The following is a 14836-nucleotide window of genomic DNA, read 5'->3' on the forward strand; positions in this document are numbered from 1 at the left end:
ACCGGGCGTCCGCAAGGGCCCGCGCCGGTGTGCGCCGCAGCGGCCCGGCGGGCCCGATCACGGTGCGCGTTCCCCGATTTGCCGGCCCCTGTTCCCCAACTTCCCAGCCCCTGAAGGAACTCTTCCCCCTCACCCCCACAGAAAGGTCACGGTTGTGCCGGAGCGCACGTCCGAAAGGCGCCCTTCATCAGGACGTCATGCGTCGCCCATCACCCTCGACGACGACGCGACGCTTCATGCGATGGGTTATCCACGGAAACTCACCCGCCGATTCCGTGCGTTCGACAATTTCGCCATTTCTTTCACGATCATCAACATCATCTCCGGGATCTTCTCCTCCTTCGGATTCGGAATGGGCGCCGGCGGCCCCGGCATTCTCGTCTTCGGATGGATCTTTGTCTCGGTCATGGTGATGTTCGTCGGCGCCTCGATGGCGGAAATCGCGTCCGCCTATCCCACGAGCGGAGCCCTCTACTTCTCCGCGGGCAAACTCGCCAAGCGTCACCGCGGAGCCTGGTCCTGGTACACGGGGTGGCTGAACTTCGTCGGACAGGTGGGCGGTACGGCGGCCACGGGCTACGCGGCGGCCACCTTCATCCAGGCGTTCATCTCGCTGCAGTGGCCCTCGTACGAGGCGACGGGTCAGCGGACGGTCCTCATCACGGCCGCCATCCTGCTGCTCCAGGCGCTCGCCAACACCTACACGGTGCACCTGGTCGCCGTCCTCAACCGGATTTCGGTGTGGTGGCTGCTGATCGGCCTGGTGATCATCGTCACGAGCCTGGTGGCGATTCCCACACATCATCAGCCGGCCTCGTTCGCCACCCATTTCGTCAACACCACCGGTTTCACCAACAGCTTCTACGCGGCCATGCTGGGCCTGCTGGTCACGAGCTGGACCTTCACAGGATTCGACGGAAGCTTCCATATGTCCGAGGAAACGGTGCGTGCGACCATCAACGCCCCCAAAGGCATCATGCGGGCGATCGGTTACTCGGCCCTCGCCGGTCTGGTCCTGATGCTCGCCCTCGTCTATGCGATCCGTGACTACGAGAAGGCGGCGGGCGCATCCGCACCACCGGTGCAGATTCTCATCGACGCGCTCGGCACCGGAACGGCGAAACTGCTGCTGCTGATCGTCATCGGCGCCATGCTGTTCTGCGGGCTGGCGAACATGACCAGCAACACCCGCCAGATCTTCGCCTTCTCCCGCGACGGGGCCATGCCCGGATCCCGCTGGTGGCATTCGGTGTCCCACCGCACGCGTACGCCCGTCAACGCGGTGTGGCTCGCCGCGGCCTGCCCGCTGCTGCTGGTGCTTCCCGGCTGGTGGTCGCACACCGCGTTCACCGCGGTCGTGAGCGTCAATGTCGTCGGGCTCTTCCTCGCCTACGGCGTGCCCATCCTCCTGCGCCTGAGGCTGGACGACTTCCAGCCCGGCCCCTGGAACCTCGGCCGCTACGGCAAGCTCGTCGCGGGAATCGCCGTCACCTGGATCGTCATCAGCAACGTGCTGTTCATGCTGCCCCAGGCGTCCCCCGTCACCGCCACCTCGTTCAACTACGCGCCGATCGCGCTCGGAGCGGTGTTGCTGATCGCGACAGTGTGGTGGTTCGCCACCGCACGCCGGCGCTTCCAGGGGCCGGTGAGCTACGGGCGCCCGGACGAGGTCGCCGCCATGGACCTGATCTGACCGGTGACCGCACGACCATGACCGGTCACCGCACGACCATGACCGGCCATCACGCAGCCACGACCGTCGTCGCGCGGCCAGGACCGACCAACACCCAGCCACGACCGACCAATACGCAGCCACGAACGGCTCTCACGATCACACAGCCGGGACCGTCGAACCGCACACCATGACCGACCGGGGGCGCAGCCGGCCGCACCGGCTGCGCCCCGTGACCCCTCAGGGAAAGGACGACCGTACGTATGAACCCCCTCGGTGATGCCCCGCTCACGAACTCCGCCGTGCAGGACCCCGCAGGCAGCGCCACCGCGCCCAGCGGTGAACTCGCCGTCGGCACCGCCTCGTCGGAGGACTGGCACCACATCGCGGAGTGGGCCGCCGACGAGGGCTGGAACCCCGGCGGCGGGGACGTGGACTGCTTCCACCCCACCGACCCCGACGGATTCTTCATCGGCCGCCTCGACGGCCGACCGGTCTCGGCGATCTCGGTCGTCACCTACTCCGACCGGTACGCGTTCCTCGGCTACTACCTGGTCCGTCCCGAACTCCGCGGCCAGGGGCTGGGCCTGGCCACCTGGCGCGCAGCCGTCGAGCACGCCGGGAACCGCACCATCGGGCTGGACGCGGTGCCCGCACAGCAGGCCACGTACGAGCGCTCGGGGTTCACCCCGGCCTACGAGACCGCCCGCTACGGGGGCCGCCCGCTGCGCCCGGCGCCGTCCGGGGACGCGGCGCCCGAGGTCGTGCCCGTCACCGCGTCCCGTCTGGACGCCGTCGCCGCCTACGACCGCGGATGCTTCCCCGCCGACCGCAGGGCCTTCCTCACCCGCTGGCTCACCGCACCGGGCCGCACGGCGCTGGCCTACGTGCGTGACGGGGAGATCGCCGGTTACGGCGTGATCCGGCCGGCGCGCAGCGGGCAGCGCATCGGCCCGCTCTTCGCCGACGGCACGGAGGCGGCCGAGGCGCTCTTCGACGCGCTCACCGCCGGTCTCGGACCGCAGGACGAGGTCTCCATCGACGTGCCGGAGACACAGAAGGCCGCCCAGGAGCTGGCGACGGCGCGCGGCCTGACGCCCCGGTTCCGGACGGTGCGCATGTACACCGGCCCGGTTCCGCCGTACCGGGCGGAGCGTACGTACGGCGTCACCAGTCTCGAACTCGGCTAGACCGTCCGGTCGGCCGATCCCGTCCGATGCCCGTGGAGAGATCGGGCGGGATCTCGCGCTGTCGGGGACTGGGTCCGGTCCCGGGACCGTTCGAGGCGCGAGGAAGACTTTGGTGGCCCTTTGGGCAACCACGAGAGTGCATCCGGAATCTCACCTGTCGCGTCACGCGACGCGAGGGAGGGAGACCGGGATGAGCGCACTGGCACGGAACGACCGGCTGCCTCGGCAGGCGCCGGCTACCGCGGCGCCCTGGGCACGCTGGACTCCGGTCGTGGCCCTTCTGATGGCCCTCGGCACCGCCAGCAACGCCGTCGCGCCGCACCACGGCAGCGGGACTCCGTCAGGGAAACCGGGCAGGAACGGCGTGGGTGACTCCCTCTTCCCCCACCTCGGCAACGGCGGCTACGACGTGGCGCACTACGGTCTGCGGCTGCACTACGTCCCGGAGACCAACCACCTCAAGGGCACGGCGACCATCACCGCGCGTGCCACTCAGGATCTCAGCCGCTTCAACCTGGACTTCACCGGACTTCACGTGCGGGCGGCCAAGGTCGATGGCGCGAGCGCCGACGTCGTCCGCGTGAAGGACGAGCTGACACTGACGCCCACGAAGGCGGTCGGGAAGGGCGAGAGCTTCAAGGCCTCCGTCACGTACGACGGCACGCCCAGAGAGATCGAGGATGCCGGAGGGGACGTGGAAGGCTGGGTCGAGACCGACGACGGCTCGACCGCCCTGGGCCAGCCGACCGGTTCCATGGCGTGGTTCCCCGGCAACCACCATCCCTCGGACAAGGCCACGTACGACATCGCGTTCACCGTGCCCAAGGACGAGGACGGGGACCCGTACGACGTCGTCGCCGGCGGGGAGTTGATGGAGGTGGAGGAGCGGGGCGACCGCGTCACCAGCCACTGGCGCATCAATGAGCCCATGGCGAGCTACCTCGCGAACGTCTCCGTCGGATACTTCGAGATCACCCGCGACCGCACCGACGAAGGTCTGCCTGTCCACATCGCCATCGATCCGGACGAGGCCGAGGAGGCACAGAAGGTGAAGGACCTCGTGCCGGAGATCACCGCCTGGGCGAGCAGGCGTTTCGGGCCGTATCCCTTCTCCTCCACAGGCGCCGTGGTGGACCACCTCCCCGGGCTCCAGTACGCCCTGGAGACCCAGCCCAAGCCGTACTTCTACGAGGCGCCCGATGAAAAGCTGCTGGTGCACGAGCTGGCACACCAGTGGTTCGGCAACTCCGTCACCCCCCGCAAGTGGAAGGACATGTGGCTGAGCGAGGGCTTCGCCACGTACGCGGAGTGGTTGTGGGAAGAGGAGCACGGCGGGAAGACGGCCCGGGAGACCTTCGAATCCTTCTACGACGGCACCCATGACGAGAGCGGCGGCATCTGGGACTTCGCCCCGGCCGACCCGCCCAGCGCCGATCGCGTATCCGACTCCCCCGTCTACGGGCGCGGCGCCATGGTGGTGCACAAGGTGCGCGAGGCCGTCGGCGACACGACGTTCTTCCGCATTCTCCGGGCATGGACCAGGCAGTACCGGCACGGGAACGCCGAGACACGGCAGCTCATCGCCTTGTGCGAGGAGACTGCGGGGAAGGACCTCTCCGAAATCTTCGACATCTGGCTCTTCGATGAGACGAAGCCTTCGCGGGGCTGACACGCGGCTGTTTCCGCAACGCGCGGAAGGTCCTCAGGGGGCGCCGAGGCCGTCTCCGGGCGCCGGGCCGCACCTCGTCGGCGTCCCGATTGAGTACTCAGTTACTACTCACTTGCTCTTTACCGGTCAACTCGCGGCGACGGCCCCGCAGTCCTGCCCTCCGGTGGACCGAGCGCGGTCCGGCGTGCGCAGCCGACCCCCACGGCGACGACCTGCGCGCGCAAACCGCACATGACCATTGCCGATGACGGAGACTTCAGTGACTGCACAACGCCCCCCACACCCCCGCCCGTTCTCACGGCGGGCCGCGCGCGTCGGCGCCGTCGCGGCTGCCGCCCTCGTCCTCACGACGGGTCTGACCGCCTGTGAGGACCCCGCCGGCGACGACGCGTCCGAAGGAGGCAAGAAGGGCGGCAAAGAAGAGGCCGTCACGGCGTCCGCGACGTTCACGGAGCAGAAGCTGAGCTGGAAGGCCTGCCCGGCGCCCACCCCCCTCCAGGGCACGGGCGCCGAGCCGAAGCCCCTTCCGGACGGCACCCGTTGGGAGTGTGCCGACATGAAGGCGCCTCTCGACTGGGCGAAGCAGGACGGGAAGACGATCGACATCGCTCTCGTCCGGGCCAAGGCCAAGGACTCGGGGCGCCGACTGGGCTCCCTGGTCTACAACTTCGGCGGTCCCGGCGCGTCCGGTGTTGCGATGCTGCCCACCATGGCCAAGGACAGCTACATGAAGCTGCACGGCCGCTACGACCTGGTCAGCTTCGACCCGCGCAGCATCGGTGAGAGCGAAGGGGTGCGCTGCCTGGACGACAGGGCCACCGATGCGGGCGGAGATGTCGACACCAGCCCGGAGACTCCCGCCGAGGTCGAGCAGTTCAGCGCGCACCTGCGGAAGACGGCCGACGCGTGCCGCAGGAACTCCGGGGCCATCCTGCCGCATGCGGACACCAAGAGCACCGCACGGGACATGGACCGCCACCCCGTACGCGGGCGCCGAGCGGATGGCCCGGAACCTCGGCAAGGGCGTGGGCATCAACATCGCCAACCAGGGTGAGGGCCACGGCGCCTACGGCCACGGCAAGTGCGTGACCAAGACGGTCGACGGCTACCTGCTCGGCGACAAGGTTCCTTCCGACGGCCTGGTCTGCAAGTCCTGACCCGCCGCCGTCCCCGTACGAAGGAGGGCCTTCCGCGCTCCGGTGGTCGCCTTGGCGCCACCCGGCCGGAAGGCCCTCCGGCCGTCCCTCACATCTGCGCGGGGCGTGTCAGCCCCGGGCGTTCTCCGCTGCCCCGTGTGTCTCGGTGGCGAGCAGCTCCCGCAGTTCCGTCACCGCCTCCCGCAGCTTGTCCGCGAAGAGGTGCATCTCCCCGGCCACCGGGCGCGGGGTGCTCAGGTAGAGGTTGAAGCGGTCGGGCAGCAGGACGTAGGCGATGCCGATGCACCGGCTGCTGGTGGAACCGAAGCCGAAGTACTGGATGTTGACGGACGGCGCCGAGCTGGTGCTCAGGTAGTCGTCCCGCATCTTCAGCCAGCCCGGGGTGTCGTACAGGGCGAGGTGCTCGGTCACCCCCAGCTCCGCCCCGCGCCGCTTCTGGATGAGCTGCAGCTCCCACAGGTGCTGCTCGGGCGCCTGGCCGGTCTGGCACTCCTTCGCGCGCCGGACGTGGCGGTCGGCCGCTGCCCGGAGAGCCCCGAGACGCGTCCCGGTATCGGCCCGCGGGTCCTCCATCGCGGCCACGAACCGCTGCACCTCGGGGGTGACGACGCGCATGGCCTCCGTGCGTCCGTTCCGGTACTGCCGGGTGGCGATGGCCTCGTAGGTGGCTCCCAGGTGGCCCTTGGCGCGCTGGTGGGCGAGTTGGTACGCCATCTGCACGAAGGCGTCCGGCGAGATGCGGAGCTGCTTGGCGCGCGCGGTGCCGAAGTCCTCGAACGACACGGTCGTGGTGGCGGTGGCGGCCGCGTACTCGGCGAACGCGTCGGCGGCGGCGATCACCTTGCCCTTCAGCTCGGCGCTGGTGACGAAGTCGATGGGCTCGATGGGGGGCAGGCCCTGCGGCCGGGCGCCCGACTTGCGGGACTGCTCCTCGGCCGGTGTGCCGAGCAGAGCGTCGACGAAGCTGAGGATCGTGGTCCCGTCCAGGCCGCAGTGCTCCACGTTGATACCGGCCGTGCCGTCCTCGAAGACGATGAAGGACAGGGCCTTGTCGAACCAGCGGTTGGCGCTGTCGCCGTGCAGCAGGTCGTCGCACGCCGCGAGAGTGTCCTTCGGTGCGAAGTCCTCCAGGGCCACGCAGAACAGTGCGGTCTCGACATCGTCGAGCGCGGCCGCGTTGCCGGGGTGGCCGGCCAGCAGGGTCTCCCGGTCGGCGGCCCACTCGGCGCGGGCCTTGGTGGTCAGGGGACCGACGGAGGTGCCCGGCGCTGCCGCCTGCGCACCGGCCTTCTTCACCGCACACAGTCCGGACGCGAGGTCGTCCAGGGTGTAGGGACGGCCGTCGTCGCCCAGCACCTCCATCCGGAACACGTTGCCGCGGTGGAAGACCACGATGTGGCGCGCCTGCGAAGGGCCGGGCCACTCCTCGGAGTACGGGGTACGGACGGTGTCCTGGGGGTCACCGGGGATCCGCGTGGCGGAGAAGAGGAACTTGTTCTGCTCCATCGACTGCGGCACGCCCCGCACGACGAGGGGCAGGATGGTCTCCGCGTCGAGTTCGGCCTTGTAGTTCAGGGCTCCGGCGATGAGTCCCGCCGCCCGGTCCACCTGGCGCCCGCCGTCGTCCTGGAAGAGGAAGAAGAAATTGGCGTTGAGGGCGATACGGTCGCGTCGGCCCAGGTAGCGGGAGGGCCAGAAGTCGTCGAGCCAGCTCTCCACGCCCTCGGTGGCGTCGTACTGCTCCAGCGCCGCGTGGAGCGTGCGGCCGGGCCCGTCCGGCCGCAGGAACGCGGTGACTTCCGCCTCGGTCGCCGCCAGCTCCTCCTCCGTCAGCAGCGGTGAGCACCAGGCGATGAACCTCTCGCAGGTCTCCTCCAGCGTGGGCAGGGGGACGCGCGGCAGGCGGCCCTCGTTGCCGAAGGTGGAGGTCGCGGACGGTTCCTGACTACTGTTCAATTCGGGCCTCGATCCGGGCGGTTGTGGGGTCGTTCTCGTGGTGCTGGGGGTGGTTCTCATGGTGCTGGAGGTCGCTCTCGTGGTGCTGCGGTCGCTCTTGTGGACGGGTCTCGTGCTCCCGGTGGTGCCGGGTCGTGCTCAGGGGTCCTGCCGTGCGGCGGCTTCCGCCCCCCGGTGACCCGTGGCGCCCCGCGGCCGGGAGACGAAGAGCCGGGCGTAGAGCCAGCCGTCGGTCTCCAGGCCGTGCGGATCCACCCCGAGCGAGGACAGCGTGTCGAGGACGAGTGACTGCTCCTCGGCGGAGGCGAACCGCCGCTGCTTGAATACTCCCGCGACGTCGGCCGTCTCGTAGCCCGACGCGGCCAGGGTGTCCGCGATCGGCTCGAAGGGGAACATTCTCAATACGAAATGGGCCATCCACGGCTTGCGTTCGCCCGCCGCCCGGACGATGCGCCCGATGGTCTTCTCGGTGACGTAGCCGAGGCAGCCCGTGGAGAAGACGAGATCGGTCTGTGCGAAAAGGGTCCGCTGTTCCTCCGTCGGCTCGTTGTGCTCCAGGTCCGCGTGGACCGCCTGGTCGAGCAGTCCGGCGGAGCGCGCGTACGACAGGGCCTCCTGGGAGGTGTCCAGGCCTGCGACGCGCAGCCCGGTCGGGCGGCTGCGGGACCGGACGAAGCCGCGGTCGCGGTCCAGGAGCTGATCGCGTGTCAGGCCGTGGGCATCGTCGTCGCCGTAGCGCTCGTACAGCTCGTCCATGGTCGCGTCGCACTTCAGCAGGGCCGCGTTGATGCCGTACGAGCAGCCGATGTCGAGGACGGTCGGGGCCGGAGCGTGCTGCGACGCGCGGTACTCGCGGATCAGCTTGGCGAAGTAGGGCTTGGCGAGCTGGGGGATGACGTAGTCGAGCCGGCGCAGGGTCGTGAAGTAGGCGCGGGGGTCGGGCTGCGTGTAGATGTGATCCAGTGAAACCTTGCCAGTCGTGTCGAAACGCACTCGGCGTACTCCTCGGTGGATGGCGTGGTTCGGGGATTGAGCCCGCAGACGGATCCGGTCCTCTCGGCGGACCGATACTGCTAGTCGAGTAGCTGGTCGACCCGTACGGCGCGTCCCTCGGCGGCGAGATGCTGGGGCAGGACGCGCCCGAAGAGCTGCCGCGTGCGGGCCACGCTGCCGACGACCCCGGGGCGCTCGCTGTAGGCGAAGATCGCCGAATGGCGTGCGGTCTCTCCCTCGACCGGACTGACGCGGTGCAGCGAGTAGCGGCCCTTGAACAGTTGCAGATCGCCCGGGCGCAGGGCGAGGCTGCGGACGAGGCGCTCGCCGCGGCCCTGCACCACGTCCCGGACGTCGCCGAAGTTCTCCGCCTGCGCGGACCGGATGTTCGGGCAGTACTCGAAGACGCCGCCCGCGTCCGCCTCCTGGGTCAGCAGGCTCACGGTGAACTCGTTGGTGTCGAAGTGCCAGGGGTGCTCCATGCCGGGGTTGACGACGTTCAGCACGAGCCCGGACAGCGGGTCCCCGAGGGGGTGGAGGCGCGGCAGTTCGAAGCAGCTCGCGACGAAGTGCTGGAACAGCTCGCTGAGGTAGAGCCGGTGGACGAGGAAGTGCTCGGGGATGAGGTCGCGCGCCACGAACGCGTTGCCCCGCTGGATGGGGATCCGGCCCGGGTGGTCCTCGGGCAGTGACGCGTCGACGGCGATGTTGTACGCGTTGACCGTCTCGACGTCGTAGTGCGCCTCGGGGGCGATCGTCGCGCATTCCCGGCGCAGCGTTTCGCACAGGGACGGCCTGAGGAAGTCGGGCAGGACGCTGCACCCGTCGGCCTCCAGTTCCTTCCGGGTGCGGGTGACGACCTCCTTCCACTCCGGACCCTCCGGGTCCGGCAAGGGATAGCGACCGGTGTCGACCACCCGTGCCACGAGCTGCGCTTCCGATGTGCTCACGAAGATCCTCTCCACGTCCCAGCTCACCGTCCCGGGCCCGGGGCATCCGGCCGTGCCGGCGTTCGCAAGCCACCGGCACGCGCGCAGGACCGGCAGCGCGCCCGGCGCGCTGTCACGAACATGGCCCCCCGCGGACCGACCTCATCCGCGGTATCCCGCCCCTTCTCGCCCTCCCCCAAGGGGGTTTAGCACATTCACTGCCCCTCACTCGCCGGGACGAAGCGCGCTGTGACACGCAACACTGAGGCGGGCCGGGGGGATGCGCGCGTACCGGCGGCCCGGGCGCCGCTTCTGTCGTCCGTACGGCGTCCAGGAACCCGCCCCTGCGTCAAGTCGCCCTGGAGTGCGAGGACTTGAGCGCAGGGGGCTCGAACGTCTGCGCGCTCTCAGCTACGCTGCCACTACCCCGAGCCACCGGCGGGAGCACTCGGCGACGGTCGCCGGGCTGCCCTGTCCGCAGCCGCTCACGCTCGGCGCCGCCCCCGGATTCTCCCGGTCCGACGGGAACTCCCGTACGGATTCACCCGACCTCTGTACGGACGCGCCTGCCATCGGCGCATCCGGACCGAGGAAGGAAGAGCAGTCATGCCACGGAGTACGGGGAGCGGCGACGCTCAGGACCGGTGGAGCCTGGTCGCGGTCGCCGGGCTGCTCTCCTTCGTCGCGATGCTCGACATGAGCATCGTCAATGTGGCGCTCGCGGACATCGGCGCGGACCTCGGGGTGCCGGCCCGGGCAGCCCAGTGGGCCGTACTCGGCTACCAACTGCCGGTGGTCGCCCTGCTGCTGCCCGCGGGACGCTGGCTGGACCGGACGGCGATACGGCCCGTCCTGCTGACCGCCCTCGCCGGATTCGCCCTGTGCAGCGCCGCGGCCGCTCTGGCACCGGGAATGGCCTGGCTGATCGCGGCGCGCCTGGCCCAAGGGGCGTTCGGCGCGGCGCTGTTCGTGCTCATGCCGGTACTCGCGACGCGGGCCGTACGCCCCGAGGTGCGCGGCCGCGCGATGAGCGTGCCGGCGACCCTCGGCCCGCTCGGCGCGGTCAGCGGCCCCGCACTGGGCGGGCTGCTGACCGACCAGTGGGGCTGGCGGGCCGTCCTGCTGGTCAAGCTGCCCCTGTGCCTGGCCGCCTGGCTGGTCGCCCGCGCGGCGCTCCCCCGCGAGGGGGCGGTACGGGCGCCCGGCCGGCGTGAGGCGGCCGACACCGCGCTGGTGGCGTCCGCCGTCGCCGTGGTGCTGCTCGCCCTGACCCTGGCGCCCGGCTCACCGCTGTGGGCGATGGCGGCTCTGCTCGCCGCCGTGCCGGCCGTGGTGTGGGCCCGCGGTCCCGGTGGGCGCCCCGTCGTCGCCGTCCTGCGGGACGCGCGGACGGCACCGGTCCACGGGGCGGTTCTCGCGGTGGGGGCGGCGTTCGCCGCGCTGCACTATGTGACGGCTCTTCATCTGCAGCGGGACAACGGCCTGAGCGCCTCGGCCACCGGCGCCACCCTGCTCGCCTTCCCGCTGGGCATGGCCCTGGCCGGTCCGGTGGGCGGACGTCTCGCCGACCGTTTCGGTCCGCGGCCGGTCGCGGTCACCGGCAGCGCCGTGGTCGCCTCCGGCTTCGTCCTGCTGGCCGCCGGATCCGACTGGTCGCCGGCGCATCTGGTGTGGCGACTCGCCCTGGCCGGGATGGGCATGGGGCTCTACGGAGGGCCCTCCCAGTTCCTCGTCATGAAGGCCGTACGCCCGGAGCACCTGGCCACGGCCGGGTCCACCGTGCAGCTCGCCCGGAGTCTGGGCTTCACCCTCGGACCCGCCCTGGCGACGGCCGCCTGGGGCCTTTCCGGTTCCACGGAGAGCGGCGCGCGGGTGGCCCTGGTGGTCGCGGCCGTCGCCGCCTGCTCGGCCGTGCCCCTGCTGGCCTACCGGCCCGGCCAGGTCCCCGACCCCGTTGCGGAGCAGCAGCACTGACCTGGCGTCAGCGGGCTCCAGCGCCCTCGTACGACGCCGACGACAGGAAGGAGCCGCCATGTGCGGCATCACGGGCTGGGTCTCGTTCCGCGATGTCCCCCGCCATCACCCCGAGGTCATCGAGCACATGACCGCCACCCTCGCCCGGCGCGGCCCCGACGCCTCCGGCATCTGGCGCGGGACGCACGCGGCGATCGGTCACCGGCGGCTCGCCGTGATCGACCCCGACGGCGGCGTCCAGCCGATGACCGCGGGGCCGGAGGGCGGCGAGACCGTTCTCACCTACAGCGGCGAGATCTACAACCACCACGAACTGCGGGCCGAACTCCGGCGTACGGGCCACGACTTCCGCACCCGCAGCGACACCGAGGTGGTGCTGCGGGCGTACCAGGAGTGGGGCGAGAAGCTCACCGAACATCTTGAGGGCATGTACGCCTTCGCCATCTGGGACGAGCGCGAGCAGCGGCTCCTGCTCGTACGCGACCGGCTCGGTGTGAAGCCGCTGCACTTCGCCGCGATCCCTGGCGGGATCGTCTTCGGCTCGGAGCCCAAGGCGCTCTTCGCGCACCCGTCCGTGCGCCCGCGGGTGGACGCGGACGGTCTGCGCGAGGCGTACAGCCTGCTCTTCACCACAGGACCGACCGTGTGGGCCGGGGTGCGGGAGGTTCAGCCCGGCGGCACCGTCGCCTTCGACCGCGGCGGCCCGACCGAGCACCGCTACTGGGAGCTGGAGGCGCGTCCGCACACCGACGGTCTCGAGGAGACCGTGGAGGAGGTGCGGCAGCGCCTCGACCGGGCGGTCCGCTCCCAGTTGGAGGCGGACGTGCCCCGCTGCACGCTGCTCTCCGGCGGCCTCGACTCCACGGTCCTCACCGCGGTCCTGGCCGATGAACTCCGCGTGCAGGACGGGCCGTCGGCGCGGATCCGCTCGTACGCCGTCGACTACAGCGACCAGGCCGAGCAGTTCACCGGGGACGTGCTGCGCACAAGCCACGACACCCCGTACGCGACGGAGGCCGGGGCGTTCATCGGCACCGAGCACGCCACGGTGGTCCTGGATCCGCGGGACCTCCTCGATCCGGAGCACCGCAGAGCCGTCGTCGCCGCACGCGACTCCCCCATCGGCGTCGGCGACATGGACACCTCGCTCTATCTGCTCTTCGGGGAGATCGCCCGGCATTCGACCGTGGCGCTCTCCGGGGAGGCGGCGGACGAACTCTTCGGCGGCTACCCCTGGTTCCACAGCCCGAAGTCCCTCACCGCCGCGACCTTCCCGTGGCTGCTGGTCACCAACGACGAAGCGGCCATGCCCCTCCACCCCGATCTGGCCGCCACCTTGCGCATCGGCGAGTTCCAGCGGGACACCTACCGCGACGCGCTGGCGGCCGTACCGCACCTCGACGGCGAACCGGCCGTACGGCACCGGCAGCGCGAGATGCAGCATCTTTCCCTGACGCGCTGGCTGCGCCAGCTGCTGCACCGCAAGGACCGGCTCAGCATGGCGCAGGGCCTGGAGGTGCGGGTGCCCTACTGCGACCATCGCCTCGTCGAGTACGCCTTCTCCATTCCCTGGGAGTTGCAGAGTCACGACGGGCGCGAGAAGAGCCTGCTGCGGGACGTGGGCACCGGACTCGCGCCGCACTCGGTACTCCACCGGCCCAAGAACCACTACCCGTCCACCCACGACCCCGGCTACAACCGCGGTCTGCAGGACATGGCCCGTGACGCGCTCGGCGCGCACGGCGGACGCGTACGCGATCTGGTCGACGAGACCGCGATCAAGCCCTGCCTCGACATGCTGCCGGAGCAACTGGAGTGGGGGACGCGGCTACGTCTGGAACGCGTCGTCGACCTCGCCCTGTGGCTCGACATCCACCGGCCCGAACTCGCCCTCTGACCCCCGCACCAGGAGCCACTCCCCGATGCCCGAGCCGCAGCCCCTCCCCGAGCCCTTCCCCCTCCACGGCGCCGACTACAAGCGCGACCCGTATCCCCTCTATGCCGAACTGCGCGAGGCCGGCCCCGTCCACCGGGTCCGCTTCCCCAGCGGGGTCTGCGCCTGGCTGGTGACCGGCTACGACGCAGCACACCGGGCCCTGAATGACGAACGCCTGGGCAAGCACCACTCGCGCGGCAACGCGGCCTGGCGGGCCCGCGCCTCGATCATGCCCGAACCCCAGCACTCCCAGCTCCAGGTGCATCTGCTGCACCAGGACCCCCCGCGGCACACCGCGATGCGACGGCTCGTGCTCGACGCCTTCGCCCCGCGGCGTGTGGAGGGCATGCGCCCGGTGTTCCAGGAGATGGCCGACGCCCTTCTGGACGAAGTGCCGCTCCCGGAGGGAATGCAGCTTCCGGGCGAGGTGCCGCCCGGCGGCGGCCTGGATCTCGTCGCCGCCTTCGCCGCCCGGTTCCCCTTCCGCGTGCTCGCCCATGTCATCGGCCTCGCACCGGAGTTGGCCGCCCGGTTCGACCGCGACTGGGGCAAGGTCGTCCAGCCCGTCGGGCCCGACGATCCCGGCCGCCCCGCCTACGAGGCCCGGCTGCGGGCTCTGCAGGACTACATCGCTGATGTGGTGGCGCATCAACGGGCCAACTCCGGCGACGGGTTGCTGTGCCGGCTCGTCGACGCCCGGGACAGCGGCGAACTCACCGCCGAGGAACTGGACTCGATGATCTTCCAGCTTCTGGTCGCGGGCCAGGAGCCGGTCACCAACCAGATCACCACGGCCCTCATCGCTCTGCTGCGCCACCCCGAAGAGCTGCAACGGCTGCGCGAGGAACCGGAGATCTGGCCGCGGGCCGTGGAGGAACTGCTGCGCTTCGACGGCGCCTTCGAGCTGACGACCTGGCGCTTCTTCGCCGAGGACTCCGACCTGTACGGCACCCGGGTGCCCGCTGGCGACTCGGTGATCATCTCGCTCGATGCCGCCAACCGCGACCCGAGGCGGTTCCCCGACCCCGACCGTCTCGACTTCGACCGCTCCCCCAACCCGCATCTGTCCTTCGGCCACGGCATCCACTTCTGCCCCGGCGCGGTGCTCGCGCGGACCGAACTCCACGTCGCCCTGGGGACGTTGGTCCGACGCCTCCCCGGGCTGCGGCTCGCCGTCCCCGACGACGCCCTGCGCTGGATCCCCGCCGTCCTGGCCCGCGGCGTCGACACGCTGCCCGTTCGCCACGACGCGCCCCAGGGCCGGTGCCCGGTCGCGCACCGTGCACATCAGGCCAACGCCCGCCGTGATCCGGCGGAATGACGCACAACCCTTCCCCCACCGCGTCCGTCCCCCCTCCAG

Annotated in this window: 11 protein-coding genes; 8 read left to right on the top strand and 3 right to left on the bottom strand. The window is 70.6% G+C overall.

The window, feature by feature from the left end; all coding sequences use genetic code 11:
- The first annotated feature begins 241 nt into the window (after positions 1-241).
- The 5 genes from ACGFNH_RS17080 to ACGFNH_RS17100 all read left to right on the top strand — a co-directional run bounded on the left by ACGFNH_RS17080 (position 242) and on the right by ACGFNH_RS17100 (position 5688).
- Positions 242-1693 carry an amino acid permease gene (locus ACGFNH_RS17080; protein WP_393654376.1) on the top strand — a complete coding sequence of 484 codons (1452 nt, stop codon included), beginning with the start codon at positions 242-244 and terminating at the stop codon, positions 1691-1693.
- A 242-nt stretch (positions 1694-1935) separates the two neighbouring features.
- Positions 1936-2862, top strand: a complete 927-nt coding sequence (locus ACGFNH_RS17085) for a GNAT family N-acetyltransferase (protein WP_393654378.1) — start codon at positions 1936-1938, stop codon at positions 2860-2862.
- Between the two features lie 190 nt (positions 2863-3052).
- Positions 3053-4531 carry a M1 family metallopeptidase gene (locus tag ACGFNH_RS17090; protein WP_393654380.1) on the top strand — a complete coding sequence of 493 codons (1479 nt, stop codon included), beginning with the start codon at positions 3053-3055 and terminating at the stop codon, positions 4529-4531.
- A gap of 259 nt (positions 4532-4790) precedes the next feature.
- The gene (locus ACGFNH_RS17095; protein WP_393654382.1) at positions 4791-5585 is read left to right on the top strand and encodes a hypothetical protein; all 795 of its coding nucleotides are present in this window, start codon (positions 4791-4793) and stop codon (positions 5583-5585) included.
- A complete protein-coding gene (locus ACGFNH_RS17100; protein WP_393654384.1) occupies positions 5557-5688 on the top strand; it encodes an alpha/beta hydrolase in 132 nt (43 codons plus the stop codon). The genes ACGFNH_RS17095 and ACGFNH_RS17100 overlap by 29 nt, the downstream gene beginning before the upstream one ends.
- Positions 5689-5796: 108 nt before the next feature.
- Here ACGFNH_RS17100 and ACGFNH_RS17105 read toward each other — a convergent pair whose 3' ends face one another.
- From ACGFNH_RS17105 to ACGFNH_RS17115, 3 genes are all read right to left on the bottom strand, one after another.
- Entirely contained in the window at positions 5797-7704 is a 1908-nt protein-coding gene (locus tag ACGFNH_RS17105) for a choline/carnitine O-acyltransferase (protein WP_393654386.1), read from the bottom strand.
- A 78-nt stretch (positions 7705-7782) separates the two neighbouring features.
- Entirely contained in the window at positions 7783-8637 is an 855-nt protein-coding gene (locus ACGFNH_RS17110) for a class I SAM-dependent methyltransferase (protein WP_393654388.1), read from the bottom strand.
- 80 nt (positions 8638-8717) lie between these two features.
- Complete coding sequence (locus ACGFNH_RS17115) at positions 8718-9587, bottom strand: arpA protein (protein WP_393654389.1); 870 nt, start codon at positions 9585-9587, stop codon at positions 8718-8720.
- A gap of 585 nt (positions 9588-10172) precedes the next feature.
- Between ACGFNH_RS17115 and ACGFNH_RS17120 the strand changes: the two genes are divergently transcribed.
- From ACGFNH_RS17120 to ACGFNH_RS17130, 3 genes are read left to right on the top strand one after another with little or no spacing between them, the layout of a single operon-like run.
- Positions 10173-11540 carry an MFS transporter gene (locus tag ACGFNH_RS17120; protein WP_393654391.1) on the top strand — a complete coding sequence of 456 codons (1368 nt, stop codon included), beginning with the start codon at positions 10173-10175 and terminating at the stop codon, positions 11538-11540.
- A 58-nt stretch (positions 11541-11598) separates the two neighbouring features.
- Positions 11599-13437, top strand: coding sequence for an asparagine synthase (glutamine-hydrolyzing) (gene asnB, locus ACGFNH_RS17125; RefSeq protein WP_393654393.1), 1839 nt, complete (start codon positions 11599-11601; stop codon positions 13435-13437).
- 25 nt (positions 13438-13462) lie between these two features.
- Positions 13463-14797: a cytochrome P450 gene (locus tag ACGFNH_RS17130; RefSeq protein ID WP_393654394.1), complete on the top strand. Its 1335-nt coding sequence runs from the start codon at positions 13463-13465 to the stop codon at positions 14795-14797.
- Positions 14798-14836 lie beyond the last annotated feature (39 nt).

Source organism: Streptomyces sp. NPDC048639 (assembly GCF_043199075.1).
In the GTDB taxonomy this organism is placed as follows: domain Bacteria; phylum Actinomycetota; class Actinomycetes; order Streptomycetales; family Streptomycetaceae; genus Streptomyces.